Origin of the sequence: Pseudomonas guariconensis (genome assembly GCF_040822035.1) — a bacterium.
GTDB classification, from domain to species: Bacteria; Pseudomonadota; Gammaproteobacteria; order Pseudomonadales; family Pseudomonadaceae; genus Aquipseudomonas; species Aquipseudomonas guariconensis.
Genome location: NZ_CP162012.1, coordinates 2,268,920 through 2,293,577, shown reverse-complemented (window position 1 = coordinate 2,293,577; position 24,658 = coordinate 2,268,920). Strand labels below are relative to the sequence as shown.

Here is a 24,658-nt window from a genome sequence, read left to right as displayed (position 1 = left end):
TCGGTTGTACGTAAGTCTCATCGTGGCCGCTATGGCCGAAACGGCAAGCAGGCCGCATCCGATGTCGCGACATCCGCCTCGAACGCCTGCTCACTGTAATCGCGTGGGTAATAGGAAAAGCGCTTCAGATCAAAGTAATCCTGCTTTGCCATGTAGCGCCTGGACAGCGCCAGGCTCTCGCGCTCCACCTGCTCAGCGTCCAGTTCAGGGCTCAGGTTCAACTGCGTGATGCCATAGTCCTCGGCGCTTGCTGGGTCGACAGGTGTCGCGCCCCGTGCCCTTAGTGCCGTCAGAAACTCAGAACAATGGCTGGGCGGGCCATAGACCACCACTGGCCCGACCGACACGCCCTTGATGCAATGGGCATGGGCATTGAGCCACTGTCGGGTCTGCTCAAGGGTGTGCGCCGTTTCACCGGCGTAAAGCATCACGTTTACCTTGACCCAAATGCCGTGACGGGCACAGGCCTGCAGTAATTTTGACGCCGCCCCTAGGTAGCGCGCCGGGTCCCGGGCCTTGTTCATCGCCAGGATCTGCTCGGGCGCCGCCGACTCAAGGCCAAGGTCGATGACTTTCATGCCCGCCGCAGCCAGGCTTGGGACTATCTCGGGTTTGATGCCATCGACCCGGCTCTCGCAGCGCCAGAGAATCCTGGCATTACAGCGCTGGAACTGTTCGGCCAGCGCCTGGGCCCATCGCGGGTTGGGCAGGAAGAAGGACGACTGGAAGTACGGATGGATGCCGTGGTCGCCATAGTCGCCTGCAAGCTGGCGCAGCTCGTCGGCGATCCGTTCAGGGGCTTTGAGCTTTTGCAGCGGGACGTCTCGCTCTTGGCAAAAAGTGCAGCCCTTGCCACATCCGCGCGAGGTCTCGATGCTGGGCTGATAACGATGATGCCCCTCGACCAGCAGATGGTTGAGCCCAGCGGCCCGCCCATCCCATGCACCCTGAAACCCCAGCAACGAAGGCAACAGGTCTTCACCCAAGCCTTGAACGATCGATCGACCAGCGGCAGCTTGCCGTGCAGCCATTGCCGGTCAGGCCCTGTCACCCATCGCCCACCGAGTACGATACGCACCCGTGGCTCCATGCCCTTGACCGCAGAACAGAACACGCGCGCCCACTCCAGAGCATGGAAGCTGGTCATCGACAGCATCAGCGGCGCATCGACCCGGAGCAACCCCTGCCGGTGAAGACGCTCGGCGAGCGCAACGGGAGCCTCGTGTTCGCCATGCACCAACAGGGTCTCGAGGCCGTTTCGCTGACACAGGGTCGCCAGACCTAACGCGCCGTAGTTCAGGTACAGCTGCCGACGGGCCAGGGCGTGATCCCGCTTCTTGGGGCGCAGCAGGCCGGCGGACACGAACAGCACCGGTACACGTCCCGCGCCGATCAGCATTCGCCGAGTTCTCGGGCACACCAGTCACACTCGCCGTCCTCGGACTCGCCCTGCACGAAGAGTATCTGGCCGGCTTCACCGGCTTTGCGGTCGTCTTCGATGCAGCCGTCACAAAGGGTGATCGTGGGGTATTGCTCTGCGGCGCGATCAGACATCAGATCGCCATACACTACGCATTTCTTCATGGTCGCATCCCAGGTGATGAGGGCCTTTCGTTAGCCGTTGGCATCCTTTGCCTCGGTCTGGACACCTTCAGCCAGGCCACTCCGACCTGTCAAAAACGCAGTGTTTAGACAACGCCTGGAAAACCAAGCGCCTTCTTACAACGCACGACTGAACGACCGACACAGACCTTCTTGTCGATGGATCGAAAGCCTGTCGGTGTTCTGAAGTACACTTGCCGTCCAACCTGACCAAGGCTTACCTCATGGCTCGCTTCCCTCGCCTGCTGCTCCCCTTGCTGCTGCTCGCCACTCTCGCCGCCTGCGACCAGAAACCCACCCGCGAAGAAAAGATCCTGGCCAACCTGCCGCTGCAGGAAGCCTACGAGCACAACATCGAGAAGATCGCCACACTGCTCGCACCCAAGCATCCGCAGTTGTCCGAGCAACAGATCCAGGCCGTGCTGCGCAAGCACCTCACCGCCGAGGACCAGCGTCAGGACCTGTTCAAGCTCTACAGTGAACAGCACTTCAGCGATGCCGAATTCGACCTCATCGTCGCCGCCACACACGATCCGCAGAAAGCCAAGGCGCTGGAAAACAGCGACGAAGGAAAGCGCCTTAGCGAGAAGCTGACCGCCTTTATGCGCGAAAGCGCCAGCGACGAGCAGGTGCAGGCCCTGGCCGAGCAACGCATGCAGCAGGTCGAGGACGAACTGAGCGAGCTGGAAACCTCCCAGGAGTGAAAACGGCTGCGACTGAGCCCTGTAACAGGTAAGGTTGTTTCTCTTCCCCGCCCAAGAGGTCAGGATTGCCACACACCAAGAAAGGCCTGCGCCTGGATCTGCGCACGCTGATTCTCGTACTTGCGGCACTCACCGCCACCGTGATGCTGCTGACCAGCTACTTCGCCAGCTACCGCGTGCAGCGCCAGCTGCTGATCGACCATGCGCTGGAAGCCAATCGGGTGTACGCCGCGAAACTGGCCTCGATCACCGAGATGTTCCTCGGTAACGCCCTGCAACAACTGGCCTTCAGTGCTTCGGTCCAGGGCCGCCAGCTCGACGATGCTTTGGCGATGCAGAACGAAACCCAACGGCTGCTGCGCCAGAGCAGCGCCTTCAACTCGACGTTCGTGGTCGATGCCCAAGGCGTCCTGCAGGCCATTTCACCGGCGCCGCTGCGAAAGATGATCGGTGCCCGCCTGCAGACCCCTGGCGCCACCCAGGCACTGCGCGAACGGCACGCGTTGGTGTCGACGCCGTTTCTTTCCACCGCCAGCAACCTGGTAGTGGTGCTATCGCAACCTATCTTCGACGCCAAGGGTGGCTACCTTGGTTATGTAGGCGGCACGCTGTACCTGCGCGAGCACAACATTCTCAAAAGCCTGCTAGGCGAGCATTTCTACAAGGATGGCTCCTACCTCTATGTGGTCGATCGCAACCGACGCCTGCTCTATCACCCGGATGCCGAGCGCGTGGGCACAGTGGTCCAAGGCAATGCGTTGATCGATGAACTGGAGGCCCTGGGCAATGGCACGCAGCAGGTGCGCAACAGCACCGGCGTGGACATGCTGGCGGGCTTCGCCACCGTGCCCAGCACGGGCTGGGGCATCGTTGCCCAGCAGCCGTTGGCGCAAACCGTCGCCCCACTCAAGCGCCTGATACTCGATGTGGTCGGCATTTCCGCGCCGCTGGCCCTGCTGGGCTGCCTGGTGCTCTGGTGGCTGGCCGTGGCCATCACTCGACCATTGCAACAACTGGCCGCCAGTGCACGCGCCCTGGACCGTCCCGGAACGGCCGAGGGCTTGCAACGGGTCAAGGCCTGGTACTTCGAAGCCGCCGAGCTCAAGCGAGCGCTGCTGTTTGGCTTGAACCTGTTGCAGGAGCGCATCGGCCGGCTCAACCGGGCAGCCCAGACCGATCCGCTCACCGGCCTGGGCAACCGTCGCCACCTGGACTTCAGCCTGTCGCTGCTGGAGGCTGAAGCCTGTGACTTTTGCGTCGTGGCACTGGACATCGACCACTTCAAGCAGGTCAACGATGGCCATGGGCATGAGGTGGGCGACCAGGTGCTGCGTCGACTGACCGAACTGATGCGCCGCTGTTGCCGGGAAGGCGATGTGCTGTGCCGCACCGGCGGCGAAGAGTTCTTGATGCTACTGCCCGACGCCAGCCTGCAAGCCGCCCTCGCCGTGGCCGAGCGCTTGCGCAAGGGCGTGCAGGATACCCCCATCGAGCCGGTGGGTGCGGTGACGCTCTCGCTGGGCGTGGCGCGTTGGGAAGCAGACAGCAACGAGGCGCCCAGCGAAGCCCTCAACCGCGCCGACCGGGCGCTCTACGCGGCCAAGCAGGCCGGGCGCAATCGCGTGATGACCAGTGACTGAGGACACCGTCCGTCGCGGTTTCGGCACCCACCTTGGCATCGAGGGTTCCAATGCACGCAGACCTGATCCAGGAGACGTGCCATGAGACACCCACACCTGCTTTCATTGAGCCTTGCCCTGTGTCTGGGCGCCAGCGCGCCTTTGGCGCTGGCGGCCGGCACTGCCAATACCGTACGCACTCCCAGCGAGCAGATACCCGGCACCGGCACCATCGATCGCGACGGCGGTGCCATGGGCTCTGGCACTCCCGGTGATGCCACGGGCAGCGGCAACGGTGGCACCGATGCCAACGACACCGACAACACCGGCGGCGACGGCACCTCCCAAGGCAGCAAGGGCGACCAAGGCCCGGGCACCGGCAACAGCGGCGATGTCGATGACGCCGGCACCTCGGGCAGTTCGGACATCCACGATGATCGTGAAGCACCCTGAGGCCTGCACCTGCTCTAGTACAGGGCCTCTGCCCGACATGTAACAAGCCTTGTCTTAATACTGTCATCTTACGGTCATAGGATTGACCTCGATCTGCAACCTATCAGGGATGAAGTACCATGCGTCGTGTCGTGTTCAACCACAAAGGCGGTGTAGGCAAGTCCAGCATCGCCTGTAACCTCGCTGCCGCCAGCGCCGCCGAAGGTTATCGAACCTTGCTGGTCGATCTGGACCCGCAGGCCAACGCCACCTACTACTTGACCGGCCTTGCCCACGATGCAATCCCTGCCGGCATCACCGATTTCTTCCGCCAGACCTTGACCACCACGGCGGCCGGCAATAAGCACCGCGTGACGATCACCGAAACACGCTACGACAACCTGCACCTGGTCACCGCCAGCCAGGACCTCACCGACCTGCAGCACAAGCTCGAAAGCAAATTCAAAATCAACAAGCTACGCAAATTGCTCGTGCAGCTGTCGGATGATTACGAGCGCATCTACATCGATACGCCCCCAGCCCTGAACTTCTATACCTTCAGTGCCCTGGTGGCGGCCGAGCGGCTACTCATCCCGTTCGATTGCGACAGTTTTTCGCGCCAGGCGCTACGCAGTGTTCTGGTGGAAGTGGAGGAACTGCGCCAGGACCACAACGCCAACTTGGTGGTCGAAGGGGTGGTGGTCAATCAGTTCGCCGGGCGTACGGCCCTGCACCAAACCCTGGTCGATCAGTTGCGCGCCGAGGGGCTGCCGGTGCTGCCGGTGTACTTGAGCAGTTCGATCAAGATGCGCCAATCCCATGAAGCGGCGATGCCGCTTGTACACCTGGCGCCCCGACACCGCTTGTCCCAGGAGTTCGTCGATCTGCTGGATGTGCTGGAGCGGGCAGCCTGAACCGGCGCAGCATCTGGGCGCCATGCTGCGACAATCCACCACATCACGACCGTTCGTCCGAATGGTAGATTCGCCGCCATGAAAACCTTGCGCCGGACACGTGTGTTGACCGCCTGGACGCTCTATGCCAGCGTCCTGTTCAGCCTATTGCTGTGCGGCCTGCACCATGGCCAGATGAGTGGCCTTCGCCTGTCCGGACTGGAAGGCGGGTTCTGCTCGCTGTCGAGTGACCACGGCCCGGCCGTCGACCTAGGCGACAGCGGCAGCGACTCGCACATGGCGCAGCTCGATTGCCCAGTGTGCTCTTCCTTCGCCCTGGCAGTACCGCTGACCAGCAGCGCTTGGACTTTCACCCAGGCCCAAGGCAATTCGCCCTCGCCGATCGTGGTGCGCAGCTGGGCGCAACCGCCACCGCGCTACCTGCGCCCTGCCCTCAACCCTCGCGCCTCCCCCTCCGATTTCCTCGCAGCAGCAACTTCAGCCTGACCTCGACCGGGTGCTTTCGCGTGCACGGTCGTGGCCAGCCATGACCTTTGCGTGGAATCCCTGACAACATGATCCGCAATACTTCCCTGGTGCTCCTGATGGGCACCTGCAGCTACGCCTGGGCGGGTGCCAACCCCGTCGAACTGACCGCCACCACCATCGATGGCGAACGCGAGGCACCCAGTGGCGTGCAACTGGACGAGCCGATCCAGACCGGCTCCCGATTGGGCCTGACTGCGCGGCAGACGCCAGCCTCGGTGAGCGTTTCGGACCGCCGCGTGATCGAGGAACGTGATGCCAAGGACACCCAGGACGTACTCAACACCATGACCGGCGTGAACGCGTCGGCCAATCCGGGCTACGGTGGGTTCGTGTCCTACCGGGGCTTTACCCAGAACCAGGTCACCCAGCTCTACAACGGCATCAACCTGGGCTACAGCAGCGCCACCCGCCCGGTGGACGCCTGGGTCGTCGACCGGGTCGAACTGATCGGCGGGCCGTCGTCGTTCCTGCATGGCACAGGCGCCGTGGGAGGCTCGATCAACACCATCACCAAGCTGGCCAGCCGTGATGAACAGACCTTCGACGGCCGGGTGCGCTATGGCAGCTACGACGATTCGGAAGTCGCCTTCGGCATCAACCAGGCCCTGGCCAGCAACCCGGCCGACGCCCGGCATTTCGCCCGACTGGACTTCAGCCGTGGCCATGGAAACGGATACGTGGACCGCAACGAACGCTGGACCGACAGCCTGGCCTTCTCCGTGCTCAGCGACCTTGCCCCCGACCTCACCCACACCCTGGCCCTGGAATACCAGCAAGACAAGGAAGACAGCCCCTACTGGGGCTCGCCCATCCTGCCCGGGCGCAGCACGATGAAGATCGACCGCAGCCGGCGCTTCGAGAACTACAACGTCGCCGATGGCCGCTATGAGCAGCGGGTTCGTTGGCTGCGTTCGATCCTCGATTACCAGATCAGCGACACGACGAGCGTGCAGAACACCCTGTACCACTACAACGCTCAGCGCGACTACCGCAACCTCGAAAGCTACGCCTACAACGACGCAGGTAACGTGGTGCGCTCGAGCCCCTACCTGCAACGCCACGAACAGCGTCTGCTGGGCGACCGCATCGAACTGCGCCACGATGATCAAGTGCTGGGCCTCGCCAGTCAGTGGTCCTTGGGCCTGGACTATTCGCGCATGCGCCAGACCCTCTACCCCACTTCGGGTAGTTGGCGTGATGTCGTCGATCCAGCGCATTTCGACCCGGGCAGCTTCGATGACATCCCCGGCGTGAACGCAGGCCTGACCAAGCAGCGTCACAACGAGGTGACCAACCGCGCCCTGTTCGCCGAGAACCGCCTGCAACTGACCGACCGCCTGGCCCTGCTCACCGGTCTGCGCTACGACTACCTGGACATGCAAGTGACCAACTATGGTCCTGTCTCGCCGACCAGCCCGGCCTTCTTCGAGCGCCGCTGGGAGCCGTTGAGCGGGCGCATCGGCCTGACTTACGAGCTGACACCTGCTGCGAGCGTTTACATGCAGTACAGCACCGCGGCCGACCTGCCCGCCGGCTCGCTGGCCGCAGCGACCTACTCCAACGTCGGCCTGTTCGACCTCTCCAAGGGCGAGCAGTGGGAGGCTGGCAGCAAGTTCGACTTCCTCGACGGAAGGGGTGCAGCGACGGTGGCGGTGTACCAGATCGTGCGCAAGGACTTTGCCGTGCGCGATTCCAACGACCCCAACGTGATGGTCCAGGCTGGCCAGCAGACTTCCCGCGGCATCGAGCTGTCGGGGCGGCTGCAGGTCACGCCCAAGCTGCTGGCCGAGGGCAACTACGCTTATGTCGATGCCCGATACGACGATTTCAACGAAGCGGCCGGCGGCCAGTCGGTCTCGCGCAAAGGCAACACCCCAGTCAACGTGCCAGCCAACGTCGCCAACCTGTGGCTGACCTATAGCTTCACCTCGGCTTGGTCGGCGGGCGTGGACGTGCGCTACGTCGACTCGGTGTACGCCAACAACGCCAACACCCTGCAAGCGCCGGCCTACACATTGCTGGGCAGCTTTGCCCGCTATCGGCTGGACGCGCACACCACCCTCACCGCTCGGGTGCGCAACCTCACCGATGAGCTGTATGCCAAACAGGCGTATGGCGGGCAGTACTACATGGGCGCGCCGCGTACCGTCGAGGTGGCGATGGACTTGCGCTTCTGAGTGGCGGACCGAAAGCTGGCGGAAAAATCTCAATACACATTGTATTTTTCCGCCATTGCTCAACCCCTTTAAGATCCCGCACGCCTCTCTCACTACGCCGGAGCATGAACGCTCCGGCTATCGACCAAGGATGTTCCCGTGCGACCCGCTTTCTTACACGCCTACCCGCTCCACTTGTGTTTATGGGCAAGCATGCTCTCGCTCGCAGCCTGCCAGGCATCGACCGTCACCCCAGCCGAGAAGCCCTTTATCGAGGCCATGCAGTCTGTCCTTGCCAACGACGTAACGACCGCAACCCAAGGCAAGCTTAGCGGGGCAGTCGATCTCAAGGTCACCCTCGATCGCCAGTCCCGCCCCGTCGCCTGTTCAACCCAGCCCGGCAAACCGGAGTACGCCGCCAAGCTGCCTGCTGAAGTGGTCCGTTCCGCCTATCCGGTTCTGGCCCGCGCAGTCGAACGGCAATGCTGGAAGACCATTTATCCCTTGGTGCCGAGCGAGCTGTATGGAGGCGAAGAGACCGTCCAGATCACTGCCCCCATCGTGATAGTCGCGCCCTGGCCGACATTGGCCAGCGATCACCCCTGGCGGATCCATGAAGCGCGCAAGGCATTTTTCTGGCAGCAACTGATGCGTGAGCAACCCGTCGACAGCGTTGGCCAGGCGGTCATCCGCTACCAGGCCGACGCCCAGGGCAAAGTCACCGGTTGCCTGGTTGATCTGGCCCCCGTACCGCAGCGAACCGATGCCTTTCGCCTGGATGGGCAATTGCAAGCCGACCTGAGCCGTCGCTGCATGCAACTCGACCTGCGTGACATGCCTAGTTTCATGCTGGAGGCGCAGGCGCCTGCAGAAAATCATGCGGTCGTTGAATACGCCCCCTGGAAAGTCGGCCGCCAATAGCCGTCTCGATTGCACAGAACGCCCTCCGGCGCCCTGCAGGCCAAAACAGGTATCCCGATGTCGCCCACGAAAAAGCGCGCCCTCCCGCCTGCCGTTCTACTGGTCTTCACAACAACGATGCCGTGGCCTGACCACGGCACTTGCGCCCAGGCTGCCTTTGAAGACCGGAGAACATCCCAATGTCCGTACCCCATGAGGTATCCCCCGCCACCTTGCGCCGGGTGATCGCCGCCTCGGCCATCGGCAATTTCGTCGAATGGTTCGATTTTGCCGTCTATGGCTTTCTCGCCACGCTGATCGCCAGCCTGTTCTTCACAGGCGAAGATGCCAGCGTCGCCTTGCTCAAGACCTTTGCCGTATTCGCCGTAGCGTTCGCCCTGCGACCGCTGGGCGGTATCGTGTTCGGCGCGCTGGGCGATCGGCTGGGTCGCAAGCGCATCCTGTCGCTGACCATCCTGTTGATGGCCGGCTCAACCACCCTGATCGGCCTGCTGCCGACCTACGCCAGCATCGGCCTGGCGGCGCCGCTGTTGCTCACCGTGGCGCGATGCCTGCAAGGTTTTTCCGCAGGCGGCGAGTACGCCGGCGCCTGCGCCTATCTGATGGAACATGCACCGCAGGACAAACGGGCCTTCTACGGCAGCTTCGTGCCGGTCTCGACCTTTTCCGCCTTCGCCTGCGCGGCAGTGATTGCCTACACCCTGGAGGCGAGCCTGACCCCCGAGGCCATGAGCAGTTGGGGCTGGCGTGTTCCGTTCCTGATCGCCGCGCCTTTAGGCCTGGTCGGCCTCTACCTGCGCTGGCGGATGGAGGAAACCCCAGCCTTTCGCGAGGCCATGGCCGAGGGCAAGGAACACAGCCACTCGCCGCTCAAGCAAACCCTGCGCCACCACGGCAGGGCGATCCGCAACCTGGGCGCGTTCATTTCGCTGACCGCGCTGTCGTTCTACATGTTCACCACTTACTTCTCTACCTACCTGCAGATGGTCGGCAACCTGAGCCGCGCCCAGTCGCTGCTGGTGACCACCGTGGCGCTGCTGTTCGCCGCGGTCGGCTGCCCGCTGGCCGGCGCCTTCTCCGACCGGGTCGGGCGGCGCAAGACCATCGGCTTCACCTGCCTATGGGTGATGGTGGCGGTATTCCCGGCCTACTGGCTGGCCAGTTCCGGCTCGATGTCCGGCGCGTTGCTGGGGGTGATCCTGCTGGCCGTCGGTGCCTTGCTCAGTGGCGTGGTCACCGCGGCGTTGCTGTCGGAGACCTTCCCGACCCGCACCCGCTACACCGCCTCGGCGATCACCTACAACGTGGCCTACACCCTGTTCGGCGGCACCGCGCCTCTGGTGGCCACCTGGCTGATCAGCCAGACCGGCAGCAGCCTGGCGCCGGCCTTTTACCTGGTGGTGATCGCATTGGTGGCGCTGGTGGGCGGCTTGGCACTGCCGGAGACCTCGCGGATCTCTCTGCACGAGGACGCCGGCGAGCGCCAGCCTGCGCGCGCGATACCCTAGCGATTGAGCAAAGTGCGGCGTGTGGGGCGGCTCAAGCCGCCTCCTCACGCCGGTGCGCCCACTGGTACAACGCCGGCAGCACCAGCAAGGTCAAGGCGGTGGACGACAGGATGCCGCCAATCACCACGGTCGCCAGCGGTCGCTGCACCTCGGCGCCGGTCCCGGTGGCCAGGGCCATGGGGATGAACCCCAGCGAGGCCACCAGAGCGGTCATCAGTACCGGTCGCAGGCGAGTCAGTGCCCCTTCCTCGATCGCCGCATGCAGCGTGCGCCCTTCCTCACGCAGGTTGCGGATGAAGGCGATCATCACCAGTCCGTTGAGTACCGCGACCCCGGACAACGCGATGAACCCGACCCCGGCGGAAATCGACAGCGGGATGTCCCGTAGCCACAGCGCCAACACACCGCCGGTCAAGGCGAACGGGATGCCGGTGAACACCAGCAAGCCGTCCTTGAGGTTGTTGAACATCATCAGCAGCAACGCCATCACCAGCAGCAATGCAACCGGCACCACCACCTGCAGGCGCTCGGTCGCCGACTGCAACTGCTCGAACTGGCCACCCCAGCGGGTCCAGTAGCCCGCTGGAATCTGCACCTCGTCGATCAGCCGTTGCTCGGCCTGTTCGACGAACGAACCCAGGTCACGACCACGCACGTTCGCGCTGACCACCACCACCCGCTTGCCATCCTCACGGCTGACCTGGTTCGGCCCCAATTGCAAATTCAACGTGGCCAACTGCGACAGCCGGATGAACCCGATTTGCGCAGCTCCCGCGGCGCTGCTGGCCGGAACGGGGATCAGCAGGCCCGACAGCCCGTCGACATCGGTGCGCAATGTTTCGGACAAGCGCACCACCATGTCGAAGCGTCGGTCGCCTTCGTACAGGGTACCGGCGGTACGGCCACCGACGGCGATGGCAATGGCGTCTTGCACATCCCCCACGTTCAGGCCGTAACGGGCGGCCTTGTCGCGATCGATGTCGATGGTCAGCACCGGCAGGCCGGTGGTCTGCTCCACCTTGACCTCGGAGGCGCCCGGCACTTGTTGCAAGCTAGCGGCGATCTGCGCGGCGATCCGGTTGAGCACGTCCATGTCATCGCCGAACACTTTCACCGCCACATCGCTGCGCACGCCGGAAATCAGCTCGTTGAATCGTAACTGGATCGGCTGGGACAACTCGTAGTTGCTGCCCGGCACACTGGCCGCGGCACGCTGTACTTCGGCGATCAGCGCTTCGCGCGGCTTGCCGGGATCGGCCCATTGCTCGCGCGGTTTGAGCATCACATAGGCATCGGAGATGTTCGGCGGCATCGGGTCAGAGGCGATCTCGGCAGTGCCAGTGCGGGCGAATACCCGCTCCACCTCCGGCACCTGGGCGATGATGATCTGTTCCAGGCGCTGCTGCATCTGCACCGACTGGCTCAGGCTCGTACCCGGTACCCGCAGGGCCTGGAGGGCGAAGTCGCCCTCGCTGAGGCTGGGGATGAACTCGCTGCCCATGCGGCTGGCCAATGCACCGGACAACACCACCAGCAAGGCGGCGCCGGCGAAGGCCAGCGTGCGCTGGCGCAGGACCCAGGCCAGGACAGATGCATAGCGCTGGCGGGCGGTGCGCATCACAACGCCCTCTTCTTCCTTGACCTTGCCGGTGACGAACAGGGCAATGGCCGCAGGCACGAAGGTCACCGAAAGGATCATCGCCCCCAGCAAGGCCATCACCACCGTGAACGCCATGGGGTGGAACATCTTGCCCTCGACGCCGGTCAGGGCAAAGATCGGCAAGTACACCACCATGATGATCAGCTGGCCATAGATCAGCGGTCGGCGCGCTTCGCGGGCGGCAGCGAACACCTCATGGAAGCGCTCGGCGCGGGTCAGCATGCGGCCGTGGCGCTGCTGGGCGTGGGCCAGTCGGCGGATGGCGTTCTCGACGATCACCACCGCGCCGTCGACGATGATGCCAAAGTCCAAGGCCCCGAGGCTCATAAGGTTGGCGCTGACCTTGTTGTTGAACATGCCGGTGAAGGTGAACAGCATCGACAGCGGAATGACCATCGCGGTGATCAACGCCGCGCGGATATTGCCCAGGAACAGGAACAAGACCGCGATCACCAGGATCGCGCCCTCCACCAAGTTCTTCTTGACCGTGGCGATGGCCTTTTCCACGAGGTTGGTGCGGTCGTAGACCGTCACGGCCATCACCCCCTTGGGCAGCGTGCGGTTAATGTCGGCCAGCTTGCGCGCCACCGCCTGGGACACCGTGCGACTGTTCTCGCCGATCAACATGAACACCGTGCCCAACACCACTTCGCGGCCGTTCTCGGTGGCCGCACCGGAGCGCAGCTCCTGGCCCAGGCCTACTTGGGCGACATGGCTGACGCGGATCGGCGCGCCGTCGACACTGGAAATGACGATGTTCGCAATGTCCTCAGCCGAAGCCACCTGACCCGGGGCGCGGATCAGCAGTTGCTCGCCGTTGCGCTCGATGTAGCCGGCGCCGACGTTGGCGTTGTTGCGTTCCAAAGCGCCGATCAGATCGTTGAGCGTGAGTTTGTAGGCCGCCAAACGTTTTGGGTCCGGAGCGATCAGGTATTGCTTGGCATGGCCGCCGATGGAGTTGACCTCGGCCACGCCCGGCACGTTGCGCAGTTGTGGCTTGATGATCCAGTCCTGGATCACCCGCAGGTCAGTCGCCGTATAGGGCGTGCCGTCGTCCTTGAGCGCCCCTGGCTCGGCCTCGACGGTCCACAGGAAGATCTCACCCAGCCCGGTGGAGATCGGCCCCATGGCCGCTTCGATGCCGGCGGGCAACTGCTCGCGGGCCACCTGCAGGCGCTCATTGACCAACTGGCGGGCGAAGAAGATGTCGGTGCTGTCTTCGAAGATCACCGTCACCTGGGACAGCCCCGAGCGCGACAGCGAGCGAGTCTGCTTGAGCCCCGGCAGGCCGGCCATGGCGGTCTCGATGGCAAAGGTGATGCGCTGCTCGGTCTCCAGCGGCGAGTAGCCGGGCGCGGCCGTGTTGATCTGCACCTGGACATTGGTGATATCCGGCACCGCATCGATCGGCAGCTTCTGGTAGCTGTTGATGCCGACGGCAGCCATCAGCACCACCGCGAGCATCACCACCAGGCGCTGCTCGATAGCAAATTGGATCAGGCGTTCGAACATGAAGAGGTCCCCAGTCAGTGGCTGTGCTCGGCCGAGCCCTTGCCGAGCTCAGACTTGAGAACGAAGCTGCCAGCGGCCGCCACCTGGGTGCCGGCCGCCAGGCCGTCGGTGATTTCCACCTGGCCTGCGTCGCGTCGGCCGGTTTTCACCGGGCGGGCCTGGAAACCCTCGTCGGTGCGGGCGAACACGACGGTCTGTTCCTCCCACGTTTGCAGCGCTGCCTCTGGTACCACCACGGCGGCATCGAAGCGCTCGACGTTCACCGCGATGTTGACGAACAGCCCCGGACGCCAGGCGCCGTTGGGATTGGCCAAGGTGGCACGGGCAGTGGCTGCGCGGCTTTGCTCGCCCAGCAGACTGCCCACATAGTTGACCTGGCCTTGGACCTGAGCCCCCAGATCCGGCGCGCTCACGGTGACCGTCCGCCCGGTCGTGACCCGGCTCAAGTCACGCGGGGTGACCGAAAAGGTGGCCCAGACCCGGCTCAGATCCGAGAGGGTGAAGGCGTTGCTGGTCTCGTCGACCACTTCGCCGACGGTCAGGTGCTTCTCCACCACCACGGCGTCGAAGGGGGCGCGCAGCTCGTAGCGATTGCCTGCGCCGGCCGGAGCGACGGCGGCGACTTTCTGCTGGGCGTTGGTCAGCGCGATTTCGGCCTCCTGCAAGGCCTGGCGGGCTTGCAGGTAGTCCTGTTCGGCACTGATACGTTCCTGCCACAGCTGTTGTTCGCGCTTGAAGGTCAACCGCGCCAGTTCCACGCGGCGCTGGGCAGCCTGCTGCTCGCTGCGCAGATCGGAGATCTGCTGGCTGGCGATCACCGCCAGGACTTGTCCACGCTTGACTGGCTGGCCCAGGTCGGCGTGCACCGATTCCACCACCCCGGGCACACGGGGCACTACATGAGCGGTATGGTCCTCGTCGAAGCGGATCTCGCCAGGGAAGCTGATAGCGGTGCCCAAGGTCATCGGCGCGGCAGCGACCAACTGCACACCAGCGGCTTCGATCTGGGTGGCGGACAGGTGCAGGCTGCCCTCCTGTTCCTCATGCCCTTCATCGCCACCCTCGGCGTGAGCATGACCATCGTCTTGCTGCGGGCTGTCATGGGTAGGGTTGTTTTCGCCCTGGGTGTCTTGAGGAGCCTGGCCGATGGATTGGGTCCAGGCCAGGCCGCCCAGGCCGAACATGGCGATGGCAGCAGCCAGGATGGCGAGTTTGCGGGTGTTTTGCATGGTTGCTCCTAAAGGGATTGCCGATGGCATCGGTGCAGACGGGCAAGACAGGCCTCGGTCAACGGTCTGGGCCAAGGTCGCCGTAGATGCGCTCGACCTGAGCACGGGCATCGGTTGCCGAGGCCAGGGCCTCCAGGTACAGCCCACGTGCCTCGATCAGCGTGCGCTGGGCATCGAGCACATCGAGGAAGGCGAACTTGCCCATCTCGAAACCACGGGTGGCGGTGTCCACAGCCTGCTGCGCCGAAGGCAGGATGGTGCGGTCATAGGCCTGCACCTCCTGCATTGCCGACGCCCACTGGCTGACGGCGCTGCGGATGTCGCTGTGCAGGCGCAACTGCACGGCGTTGCGCAGGTCACGGGCCTGGTCGGCGCGGCGCGCGGCAGCCAGCACATTGCCCTGGTTGCGGTCGAACAACGGCAGGGGCATGGACAGACCGACCACGTTGACCCGTTCACGCTCCTCACGGCTGTACTGGCTGCCCAGGCTCACGGTCAGGTCGGGGATGCGCTTGGCTTTTTCCGAGCCGAGGGACGCCTCCCCTCTCTGGATCTGCGCTTCTGCCAGGCGCCACTCGGCGGTTTGCGACACCTTGTCGAGCAAGGTCTGGGCGCGAGGTGCCGGGCCCGGCGACAGCTGGCTCGTATCCAGGCGAGCGAAGGCCGCCTGCGGGCTGCCGGTCAGCCGCGCCAAAGACTGATTGGCGACGACGCGCTGCGACTCGGCACGGCGCACCTGCGCCTGCGCCTGGGCCAGCTGAACCTGGGCGCGGGTGGCCTCGACCGGCGAGGACTGTCCCGCCTTCACCCGCCCTTGCACGACCCGCAGGCCGCGCTCGGTCAAGGCCTGGGATTGCTGCGCCAACTCCAGGGCGGTCTGGGCGCGCAAGGCGGCATGGAAGGCCTGCACCACATCGGCACGCAGGCCATTGCGCTGGCGCTCCCACTCCAGCTGGGCGACGCTCTGGCCGGCGGCGGCCACGTCGATGCGTGCGCCGCGCTTGCCGCCCAGTTCCAGGGCCTGGCTGAGGGTCACGGTGGTCGTTCGGGTATCGCGGCGGGTGTCCTCGGCTTCCCAGGACAACTCTGGGTTGGGCAGTAGCCCCGCCTGGCGCCGCTCACCTTCGGCGATACCGATTTCGCGGCCGGCGGCAGCAAGGTCGGGGTTCTGGGCGAAGGCGGCCTCGATCGCCTGGGGCAGGCTCAGGCGCTGCTCAGCGCGCAGGCTGGGCGCAGCGAGGCCAGCCAGCAGTAGACAGAACAAGGCGGTACTGCGGGGGATGAACCGGTTGCGCGGCACGTTTGAAGTCCTCGTCGGCAAGCGTCGGAAAGCATGGCGAGGGACTGTAAAGAGCGCCGCCTATCGGCTCGGTGGCGGCAAAATTACAATTTTGAAAGGGAGGCCGAAGGACGACACTATCCGATAACCGCACACATTCGCTGCGGGGCAAACGAAGGAAATTGACGAAACTAACCAGGTGGTACATATATCGAGGCATCCAAAAACAACAAAGCGATGCCCCGCCATGACGCCCCGAATCCTCGTGCTCAACGGCCCCAACTTGAACCTGCTCGGCACCCGCGAACCCGACCAGTATGGCCAGGAAACCCTCGCCGACCTGGCCCAAGGCTGTGCCGACTGCGCACACGCGCTCGGCCTGGAAATCGAATTTCGCCAGACCAACCATGAAGGCGAGCTGATCGACTGGACACACGCCGCACGCGGACGCTGTGCCGGCATTCTGATCAATCCCGGCGCCTGGACACACACGTCGGTAGCCATTCGCGATGCCTTGGCGGCGAGCGAGTTGCCAGTCATCGAGGTGCACCTTTCCAACGTGCACAAGCGCGAGCCGTTCCGTCACCTCTCCTTCGTGTCATCGATCGCCGTGGGCGTGATCTGTGGCCTTGGCAGCCACGGCTACCGCCTGGCCCTGACGCATTTCGCCCAACTGCTCAAGGAGCCACGCGGATGAACCCGAACACTGTCCTGGCCGGGCTGATCGGCCGTGGTATCCAAGCCTCGCGGACCCCAGCGCTGCACGAGCACGAGGGCGACGCCCAAGCCTTGCGCTACCTGTACCGGTTGATCGACGCCGACCAGCTGGGCCTGGATGACAGCGCTTTGCCCGGCCTGCTGGATGCGGCCCAGCGCACCGGGTTTACCGGCCTCAACATCACCTACCCGTTCAAGCAGGCGATCCTGCCGCTGCTCGATGAGCTGTCGCAAGAGGCTGAAGGCATCGGTGCGGTGAACACTGTCGTGCTCAAAGATGGCAAGCGGGTCGGCCACAACACCGACTGCCTGGGCTTTGCCGAAGGCCTGCGCCGGGGCCTGCCGGATGTGGCACGTGACCAGGTGGTACAGATGGGCGCCGGCGGCGCGGGCTCGGCGGTGGCTCATGCGCTGCTTGGTGAAGGCGTACGCCATTTGGTGCTGTTCGATGTGGACAGCGCGCGCGCCCAGGCGCTGGTGGGCAACCTCAGCGCCCGCTTCGGCGAAGGCCGGGCGTCACTCGGCACGGACCTGGCCGCCGCCATGGCTACGGCGGACGGGCTGGTCAACACCACCCCGGTGGGCATGGCCAAGCTGCCCGGCACACCCCTGCCCGTGGCGCTGCTGCATGCCCGGCTGTGGGTGGCCGAAATCATTTATTTCCCGCTGGAAACCGAGCTGCTGCGCCATGCCCGGGCGCTGGGATGTCGCACGCTCGATGGCAGCAGCATGGCGGTATTCCAGGCAGTCAAGGCATTCGAGCTGTTCACCGGCCGAACCGCCGATGCCGGGCGCATGCAAGCGCATTTCGCACGCCTGGGGTGAGGTACCTGCTCGCGGGTACATCGCCGTACCCGCGAAGCAGATTGCACGTCATCAGGCGGGCAGCATCCCACGCACCATGAACGCAGTCGATTCACGCACCTCGCGCCAGTACCGCTCCAAGTCCATGGGCTCGCTGCGGCACAGGCGCAGCAGTTGCAGGTGCCCATAGTCGTTGAGCATGAAGGCGGCATAGTCGACATCCAGATCGGCGCGTAACTTGCCCAGCCCGCGCAGCTCGTCCAACAGCGCAGCGATCTCGCTCACCAACGCATCGTTGACCCGCTTGTAGGGCGCAGGCAACGCCGACTGATCAGGCCCAAGCAGCGCAATCACTTGGGGCAGGATCTCGCGCCACAACGCAGGCGACAGCACCTCGAAGGCGAACTCGGTCAGGCAACGCTCGAAATAGCAAATGGTGTCGATCGGGTCGTCCAGCTCGGGGATGCGCTGGCGCGCGGCGCTGATGGCGCGGTGATCCGCCTCGCGCAGTTTCTCCAGAAGGATCTCCTGCTTGCTGCCGAAATAGGCGAAGACCGTAGGCACCGAGACCGCCGCCGAACGGGCGATCTGCTCCATGGTGGTGGTCTGGAACCCTTGGCTCTCGAACAGGCTAAGGGCCGACTGACTGATGGCCTGGCGGCGCAGGGCCTTTTGTTGTTCGCGCAATCCGCTCATGGCTCTCCTGGCTGGCGTTGGCGGGTGGGCGCCCAGCATAACGGCAAACTCATTCGATTAAAAATTTTATTGACTAAAAGTTTTTATGGATTAAAAAATATTTCCACGTGATCGACCGACCACGCCGTACCGGCCGCACCCTGCCCGACAACAACAACCAGCGGGAGCCTTGCAATGCCTACCCTCGCCTGTCGTCCGCGGCCCTCCCTCGCCCAGCCCCACGAGTACCGCCATGACTGAACATGCCGACCTGATCATCCACCACGCCCGTATCTACACCGTCGATCCGCACCGCCCCTGGGCCAGCGCCGTGGCGGTGCGCGGCGAGCGTATCGTGCATGTCGGCGACGACCGAAGCGTGCTGGCTTTCAAGGGCCCTGCCACCCGCATGCTCGACGCCCAGGGCAAGTTGGTGCTGCCAGGTTTCGTCGAATCCCACTGGCACTTTTCCACCACCGCGTTCGCCCATCAGGCCTTCGTCAACCATGAAGACCCCCATCAGGTGCTGGCTGCGCTCAAGCGCTACGTGGACGAGAACCCCAACGAGAAGGCCATCACCGGCATGGGTTGGGTCCAGGCCTTGGTGCCTGGGGACATGCTGCGCCGCGAAACCCTGGACGCGATCTGTGCCGACAAGCCAGTGTGCCTGTTGTCCACCGACTACCATTCCATGTGGGTCAACTCCAAGGCCCTGGAGCTGGCAGGCATCGACCGTGACACGCCACCGGTGGAAGAAGGCGCCAGCTGGTTCGAGAAGGACCCGCACACCGGCGAACCCACCGGCCTGATCGTCGATGGCGCGGCCTATTCGCTACTGATGCAGCGCCTGAGCGACCTGGGTTATCTGCCTGTCGGCATCGATCTGTACCTGCGCTCGATCGCCTTGTGGCAGGAGAAACTAGTCGCCGCCGGCATCACCACCGTGTTCGACGCAGGCTTCCTCGACCCGAGCGGCGATCAGTCGCTGCTGTACCAGACCCTGATGCGCCTGGAAGACGAGCAACGCCTCAAGCTCCGGGTGGTCGGCAGCTACATCGACATGGGCACCGACCCGGACCCGGTGGCCAGTCTCAAGGCCCTGCGCGCTGAGTACGCAAGCCCTCTGGTCAAGGCCCAGGCGCTGAAACTGATGCTCGACGGCACCGAGATGAACCACACCGCCTACCTGCTCGAGCCCTACTGTGACAAGCCGCACAGCTGCGGCAGCACCACCATGCCGGAGGAAACCTTCGAGCGGCACGTGCGCGAGGCCGACCTCAACGGCATCGATGTGATGGTCCACGCCGTGGGCGATGGCGCCGTGCGCATGGCCTTGGATGTGTTCGAGCGTGTCAGCGCGAGCAACCCGCCACGTGACCGTCGCCATGTGATCACCCACGCGTTCCTCACCCACCCGGACGACATCCCGCGTTTTCGCCGCATCGGCGTAATGGCCAATACCCAGCTGCAGTGGGGTGTGGTCGACGCCTATACCCAGGCGATCCAGAAGTCCTATGGCCCGCAGCGCTGGGCCTCGATGTACAAGTTCCGCAGCTTCATCGAACAGGGCGTGACCGTGTCCATCGGCATGGACGGGCTGGCCTGCCAGTGCCGCTGCCAGCATCGACCGGTGGAGCACATCGAGTCCGGCCATACCCGGCAGTTGGCGGGCGAGCCCGATGCCCCGGTGATGCCGGACATCCACGAGAAGCTGAGCATCCCCCAGCTGATCGCCGCCTACACCATCAATGGCGCCTACCAGTTGGGCCTGGAGAAAGAGATCGGCTCGATCAGCGAAGGCAAGCGCGCGGACATCATCATTCTGGAACAGGACTTGTTCGAGCTGGACCGCTACCAGATCGGCAAGACCGAGGTTCTGCTGACCCTGATGAACGGCCAAGTCACCCATGACCAGCTGAGCCGCGCCCTGACCTGAGCCCAGGCCCTTCGTCCCAAGCCGCTTCGCAGTGTCGCGCCAACGCGCGGGCTGCGGGGCGCTCCACTGCGACACGCATCAGCCATTTCATTCATCGGGACCCCACAATGCACAACAACAATTCCCGGCTCCAGCGTGCTTCTCTGATCTTCATCGCCAGCACGGCCATCATCGTAATTGGCGTTCAACCCATGTTCATCGGCCTGCTGGCCGAACGCCTGGCCCTTTCCCTCAGCCAGCAAGGCCTGGTGATCGCCATGGAAATGGGTGGCCTGGTCTTGGGTACCCTGCTTAGCCCCTTGTTGGCTCGGCAAGGTAGCCAGCGCCGCGTCTATCTACTGGCCGCGCTGCTGGCGCTGGCCTGTAATCTGTTCACGGCGCAAAGCGCCAGCTTCACCCCGGTACTTGCCTGGCGCCTGCTCGCGGGGATTGGCGGGGGCCTGTTGTACGCCAATGCCCTCAACGACCTCGGCCGCCTGCCGGGACAGGACCGCTCCTTTGGCCTGGTGCTGTTCCTGCAGACAGGCATCTTCGCGTTCTCAGCCGCCACTCTGCCGCTGGTGGCCGAAGCGTTCGGCAGTTCGCTGGCAATCGCCTCGATGGCGGGCTGGTTCGGCCTGATCAGCGTCAGTTGCATCGCCTTACCGGTCTGCCACGCCGTCACCCGCGGCACCGTGCTGGCCGCCAGCGGTCAGGGATCGGCGCGCATCGGCCGCTATTCATTGCTGGGTATGTTGTTCCTGCAACTGGCGATCTACAGCGTCTGGGGCTTCCTCGATCAGCTGGGGCATGACCAAGGCCTGAGCGCCGTGGAGGTGGGTTGGGCATTCGGCATGGGCGTGCTGGGCGGCCTGCCTGGCTCGGGTCTGCCGAGCCTGTTGGGGGCACGGGTCAGCCGCGGGCCGATGATCGGCCTTGGCTCGTTGCTGGTGCTGTTGGCCATCGTCCTGCTCGCCGGGGGTACACCGAGCGCGATCAGCCTGTTCGTGGCGCTGTTCATCCTGAACTTCGGCTGGGCCCTGGCGTTGAGCTACTACATGGGCGCCATCGCCACCAACGACCCCCAAGGCCAGTTCACCCCACTGGTGCCGATCACGCTGGCCAGTGCGGCTGCAGTTGCGCCAGCGTTCATCTCGATGCTGTTGCAGGTGACCGGAAAGCCTTCGATCTTCATCACCGCAGCCAGTGCGGTGACCATCGGTTTTCTGCTCAAGTGCATGGCGGGCATGCGCGAGCGGCAGAAGGCCCTATGAAAAGGGGCGCCAAGCGCCCCAAGATACGCGGTCACTCAGCCAGCAACGCCTGTATCACCTTCTCCTGACCGTCATAGCCGCCTTCGCCGTAATGCACATGGCGCACCTGTCCCTGACGGTCAATGAAGTAATGGGCTGGCCAGAACTGGTTGCCCCAGGCGTTCCAGATCCGGTAGTCGTTGTCCACCGCTACCGGATAACCGATGCCTAGACTGGCCACCTTCTGGCGCAGGGTGCCCAGATCATGCTCATAGTCGTATTCCGGCGTATGCACCCCGATCACCACCAGCCCTTGGTCGGCATAGCGCCGAGACCAGTCGTTGACATAGGGCAGGCTGCGCTGGCAGTTGACGCAATCCCAGGTCCAGAAATCCACCAGTACCACCTTGCCCTTGAGCGCCGGGGCATCCAGCGGCGCCGAGTTCAGCCACTGGCTGGCGCCGGCCAGCGAAGGCATGGCGCCCTGCCCGTCCCGCGCCGCCAGGTAACCGGCCAGGCCAAGCCCAACCAGGCCCATGCCCAACCCGCCGACCTTGATCAGCATGCGCCGGTCAATTTTCATGGCAGCCGCCGGTGGCGTAGGTACGGTACTCGACGCTCTGACGCTGGCCGTGGGAGTCCAGGTAATCCATGCGGGTGGTGACCACGCCACAGGCGTTGGCCTGGTCGTCCTGGGTAGAGAGTACTTTCTGGATATCCAGATGATCGCCATAGCGGTATTGCATCACGTTGTCCTGCATCGGTTGCGGGCTTGCCTGGGCACCGATGGCGCCCAAACTGGACAAGGCAAACAAGGCGGCGATGGCAAAAGTCTTGGTGGTCATGGCATCTCTCCTGCGAGTGTTTATGCGGTGGGGAGTCTTCCCCGGTCGAGAGCCATTTCACCGCTGGCGGGTATCCGGGCTGTGTCCGCAAAGGCCTCCTATTGCCTTGTGCTGTATCTGCACCGCCGACGGATACACTGCAATACAAAGCCCGGTCCGCAAGGGCCACAACGCTCGGTACACTGCGCCTATCCAACCCTGTACAGGAACCCTCCGATGGAACATGTCGATCACATCCTGATCGTCGACGACGATCGCGAAATCCGCGAGCTGGTCGGCAATTACTTGAAGAAGAACGGCCTGCGCACCAGCATCGTCGCCGATGGCCGGCAAATGCGCGCCTTCCTGGAGAACAACGCGGTCGACCTGATCGTGCTCGACATCATGATGCCCGGCGACGACGGCCTGCTGCTGTGCCGTGAACTGCGCGCCGGCAAGCACCGCAACACGCCTGTGTTGATGCTCACCGCACGCAACGATGAGACCGACCGCATCATTGGCCTTGAGATGGGGGCCGACGACTACCTCACCAAACCCTTCTCGGCGCGTGAACTGCTGGCGCGCATCAACGCCGTGCTGCGTCGCACGCGGATGCTGCCGCCCAACCTGACCATCAGCGAAAGCAGCCGGCTGATCGGCTTCGGCCAATGGCGGCTGGACACCACCGCCCGCCACCTGCTCGACACCGACGGCACCCTGGTGGCCCTGAGCGGCGCGGAGTATCGCCTGCTGCGGGTGTTTCTCGACCACCCCCAGCGGGTGCTCAGCCGCGAACAACTGCTCAACCTCACCCAGGGCCGCGAGGCGGATATCTTCGACCGCTCCATCGACTTGCTGGTCAGCCGCCTGCGCCAACGTCTGGGCGACGACGCCCGCGAACCCACCTGCATCAAAACCGTACGCAGCGAGGGCTATGTGTTCTCCCTGCCGGTGCAGTTGCTCGAGTCGCCGTCATGAGATGGCCCCGTACCCTTGCCTCGCGCCTGGCGCTGATCTTTCTCACCGGGCTGGTGCTGGCCTACGGGCTGTCGTTCGGCCTGCAGTTCTACGAGCGCTATGTCAGCAGCCGTTCGATGATGCTCAACAACCTGGAGCAAGACGTGGCAACCTCGGTGGCGATCCTCGAGCGCTTGCCAGCAAACGAACGTGCTGCCTGGCTGCCACGCCTGCAACGGCAAAATTATCGCTATCAACTCAGTGAAGGCCTCAGTGGCCAGGCCATGGCCAGCGAGGACCCGCCCATGGCCGCCGAGTCGATCGTCAAGGCGATCGGCCAGGATTATCGCCTGACCTTCCAGGAGATCCCGGGCCCCATTGCGCATTTTCAGGCCCACTTGCGCCTGGCGGACGGCGCGCCGCTGACCATCGACGTCACGCCAGCCGGCGTGCCCTTGGCCAAATGGCTGCCGGTGGTGCTGTTGATCCAGCTGGCGGTGCTGCTGGGCTGCACCTGGCTGGCCGTGCGTCTGGCGATCCGTCCACTGACCCGGCTGGCCCGTGCGGTGGACGATCTGGACCCGGACAAACCCGGCCCCCAACTGGACGAAAGCGGCCCCCGAGAGGTGCGCTACGCGGCCGTCGCCTTCAACGCCCTGCAGGCGCGCATCGCGGCCTACCTCAAAGAGCGCATGCAACTGCTGGCGGCCATCTCCCATGACCTGCAAACCCCCATCACGCGCATGAAATTGCGGGTGGAGGTGATGGACGACGGCCTGGAGAAGGACAAACTCTGGAGCGACCTGAGCGCCATGGAACACTTGGTGCGCGAAGGCGTGGCGTACGCGCGCAGCATGGACAGCAGCACCGAGGCGCCCTGCCGCATCAAGCTCGATGCCTTCCTCGACAGCCTGGTCTTCGATTACCAGGACAGCGGCGCCAAGGTCGAGCGCCTGGGTGCCACCGATGTCACCCTCCACACCCGCCCCCATGCCCTGCGCCGGGTGCTGGTGAACCTGGTGGACAACGCGCTGAAGTTCGCAGGTGCCGCGCAGCTTGAGGTGGAACACACCGGGAACGGCACCTTGATCCGTGTGCTCGACGAAGGGCCTGGCATTCCCGCCGATGAGCTGGCCGAAGTGCTCAAACCGTTCTACAGGGTGGAAGGTTCTCGCAACCGCAGCACCGGAGGTACCGGCCTGGGGCTGGCGATCGCTCAGCAACTGACCCAGGCCATGGGAGGGCAACTGACCTTGAGCAACCGCGCTGGCGGCGGGCTGTGCGCGCAGATCGAGCTCAGATGACGTGGGGGCCGCGTCCCGGCCCCGGCTTCGACTACACGCCGATACATAACGCCACTGCCCTGGACACACTGCAGATACCCTCGCCGCACACACTCCTTGTCACACCTCGAGCCCCAGGGCTCGAGTTCTCCAACCTGCTGACAAG

General features: G+C 64.2%; 22 protein-coding genes. 14 read left to right on the top strand and 8 right to left on the bottom strand.

Annotated features, from left to right (window positions below; genetic code table 11):
• Positions 1 to 29: 29 nt before the first annotated feature.
• Both AB1N67_RS10535 and AB1N67_RS10530 read right to left on the bottom strand, forming a co-directional pair.
• A complete protein-coding gene (locus tag AB1N67_RS10535; RefSeq protein WP_367863784.1) occupies positions 30 to 1,031 on the bottom strand; it encodes a radical SAM protein in 1,002 nt (333 codons plus the stop codon).
• 361 nt (positions 1,032 to 1,392) lie between these two features.
• Positions 1,393 to 1,584, bottom strand: coding sequence for a hypothetical protein (locus AB1N67_RS10530; protein ID WP_043215077.1), 192 nt, complete (start codon positions 1,582 to 1,584; stop codon positions 1,393 to 1,395).
• 242 nt (positions 1,585 to 1,826) lie between these two features.
• On the opposite strand from AB1N67_RS10530, the gene AB1N67_RS10525 reads away from it, so the two are divergent.
• The 8 genes from AB1N67_RS10525 (at position 1,827) to AB1N67_RS10490 (ending at position 10,384) form a co-directional block, all read left to right on the top strand.
• Entirely contained in the window at positions 1,827 to 2,306 is a 480-nt protein-coding gene (locus AB1N67_RS10525) for a hypothetical protein (protein ID WP_324724629.1), read from the top strand.
• 65 nt (positions 2,307 to 2,371) lie between these two features.
• Positions 2,372 to 3,946 (top strand): sensor domain-containing diguanylate cyclase, encoded by a 1,575-nt coding sequence (locus AB1N67_RS10520; protein WP_090342271.1) that lies wholly within the window; start codon positions 2,372 to 2,374, stop codon positions 3,944 to 3,946.
• 81 nt (positions 3,947 to 4,027) lie between these two features.
• On the top strand, positions 4,028 to 4,378 hold the full coding sequence (locus AB1N67_RS10515) for a hypothetical protein (RefSeq protein ID WP_090342268.1): 351 nt from the start codon (positions 4,028 to 4,030) through the stop codon (positions 4,376 to 4,378).
• 119 nt (positions 4,379 to 4,497) lie between these two features.
• Positions 4,498 to 5,271 carry a ParA family protein gene (locus AB1N67_RS10510; RefSeq protein ID WP_043215089.1) on the top strand — a complete coding sequence of 258 codons (774 nt, stop codon included), beginning with the start codon at positions 4,498 to 4,500 and terminating at the stop codon, positions 5,269 to 5,271.
• A 78-nt stretch (positions 5,272 to 5,349) separates the two neighbouring features.
• Positions 5,350 to 5,757 carry a DUF2946 domain-containing protein gene (locus AB1N67_RS10505; RefSeq protein WP_043215091.1) on the top strand — a complete coding sequence of 136 codons (408 nt, stop codon included), beginning with the start codon at positions 5,350 to 5,352 and terminating at the stop codon, positions 5,755 to 5,757.
• Between the two features lie 68 nt (positions 5,758 to 5,825).
• A complete protein-coding gene (locus AB1N67_RS10500) occupies positions 5,826 to 7,976 on the top strand; it encodes a TonB-dependent siderophore receptor (protein ID WP_182818832.1) in 2,151 nt (716 codons plus the stop codon).
• 192 nt (positions 7,977 to 8,168) lie between these two features.
• The gene (locus tag AB1N67_RS10495; protein WP_145997246.1) at positions 8,169 to 8,876 is read left to right on the top strand and encodes a hypothetical protein; all 708 of its coding nucleotides are present in this window, start codon (positions 8,169 to 8,171) and stop codon (positions 8,874 to 8,876) included.
• A gap of 179 nt (positions 8,877 to 9,055) precedes the next feature.
• A complete protein-coding gene (locus AB1N67_RS10490; RefSeq protein ID WP_090342257.1) occupies positions 9,056 to 10,384 on the top strand; it encodes an MFS transporter in 1,329 nt (442 codons plus the stop codon).
• A gap of 31 nt (positions 10,385 to 10,415) precedes the next feature.
• On the opposite strand, the gene AB1N67_RS10485 is transcribed toward AB1N67_RS10490, so the two are convergent.
• The 3 genes from AB1N67_RS10485 to AB1N67_RS10475 are packed head-to-tail and all read right to left on the bottom strand — an operon-like array spanning position 10,416 to position 16,085.
• Positions 10,416 to 13,556, bottom strand: a complete 3,141-nt coding sequence (locus tag AB1N67_RS10485; RefSeq protein WP_367863783.1) for an efflux RND transporter permease subunit — start codon at positions 13,554 to 13,556, stop codon at positions 10,416 to 10,418.
• Between the two features lie 14 nt (positions 13,557 to 13,570).
• Positions 13,571 to 14,785, bottom strand: coding sequence for an efflux RND transporter periplasmic adaptor subunit (locus AB1N67_RS10480; RefSeq protein WP_367863782.1), 1,215 nt, complete (start codon positions 14,783 to 14,785; stop codon positions 13,571 to 13,573).
• Between the two features lie 58 nt (positions 14,786 to 14,843).
• Positions 14,844 to 16,085 (bottom strand): TolC family protein, encoded by a 1,242-nt coding sequence (locus AB1N67_RS10475; protein WP_367863781.1) that lies wholly within the window; start codon positions 16,083 to 16,085, stop codon positions 14,844 to 14,846.
• 226 nt (positions 16,086 to 16,311) lie between these two features.
• Between AB1N67_RS10475 and aroQ the strand changes: the two genes are divergently transcribed.
• Together aroQ and AB1N67_RS10465 are read left to right on the top strand one after the other, a co-directional pair.
• Positions 16,312 to 16,761 carry a type II 3-dehydroquinate dehydratase gene (gene aroQ, locus AB1N67_RS10470; protein WP_043213671.1) on the top strand — a complete coding sequence of 150 codons (450 nt, stop codon included), beginning with the start codon at positions 16,312 to 16,314 and terminating at the stop codon, positions 16,759 to 16,761.
• Positions 16,758 to 17,606: a shikimate dehydrogenase gene (locus AB1N67_RS10465; protein WP_250034844.1), complete on the top strand. Its 849-nt coding sequence runs from the start codon at positions 16,758 to 16,760 to the stop codon at positions 17,604 to 17,606. Before aroQ ends, AB1N67_RS10465 begins: the two co-directional genes overlap by 4 nt.
• A 51-nt stretch (positions 17,607 to 17,657) precedes the next feature.
• Here AB1N67_RS10465 and AB1N67_RS10460 read toward each other — a convergent pair whose 3' ends face one another.
• Positions 17,658 to 18,281: a TetR/AcrR family transcriptional regulator gene (locus AB1N67_RS10460; protein ID WP_043213676.1), complete on the bottom strand. Its 624-nt coding sequence runs from the start codon at positions 18,279 to 18,281 to the stop codon at positions 17,658 to 17,660.
• Positions 18,282 to 18,513: 232 nt separating this feature from the next.
• Here AB1N67_RS10460 and AB1N67_RS10455 point away from each other — a divergent pair, with 232 nt between their 5' ends.
• On the top strand, positions 18,514 to 20,196 hold the full coding sequence (locus AB1N67_RS10455) for an amidohydrolase (RefSeq protein ID WP_043213679.1): 1,683 nt from the start codon (positions 18,514 to 18,516) through the stop codon (positions 20,194 to 20,196).
• 107 nt (positions 20,197 to 20,303) lie between these two features.
• Positions 20,304 to 21,449 (top strand): MFS transporter, encoded by a 1,146-nt coding sequence (locus AB1N67_RS10450; RefSeq protein ID WP_102082334.1) that lies wholly within the window; start codon positions 20,304 to 20,306, stop codon positions 21,447 to 21,449.
• A 31-nt stretch (positions 21,450 to 21,480) separates the two neighbouring features.
• Here the strand turns inward: AB1N67_RS10450 and AB1N67_RS10445 are convergent, their stop codons facing one another.
• Positions 21,481 to 22,011, bottom strand: coding sequence for a thioredoxin family protein (locus AB1N67_RS10445; protein ID WP_052352489.1), 531 nt, complete (start codon positions 22,009 to 22,011; stop codon positions 21,481 to 21,483).
• Positions 22,001 to 22,273 (bottom strand): DUF2790 domain-containing protein, encoded by a 273-nt coding sequence (locus AB1N67_RS10440; protein WP_043213683.1) that lies wholly within the window; start codon positions 22,271 to 22,273, stop codon positions 22,001 to 22,003. The genes AB1N67_RS10445 and AB1N67_RS10440 overlap by 11 nt, the downstream gene beginning before the upstream one ends.
• Positions 22,274 to 22,489: 216 nt before the next feature.
• On the opposite strand from AB1N67_RS10440, the gene AB1N67_RS10435 reads away from it, so the two are divergent.
• Both AB1N67_RS10435 and AB1N67_RS10430 read left to right on the top strand, forming a co-directional pair.
• Complete coding sequence (locus AB1N67_RS10435; RefSeq protein ID WP_102082333.1) at positions 22,490 to 23,230, top strand: response regulator; 741 nt, start codon at positions 22,490 to 22,492, stop codon at positions 23,228 to 23,230.
• A complete protein-coding gene (locus tag AB1N67_RS10430; RefSeq protein ID WP_102082332.1) occupies positions 23,227 to 24,513 on the top strand; it encodes an ATP-binding protein in 1,287 nt (428 codons plus the stop codon). The genes AB1N67_RS10435 and AB1N67_RS10430 overlap by 4 nt, the downstream gene beginning before the upstream one ends.
• The last annotated feature ends 145 nt before the right edge of the window (positions 24,514 to 24,658 follow it).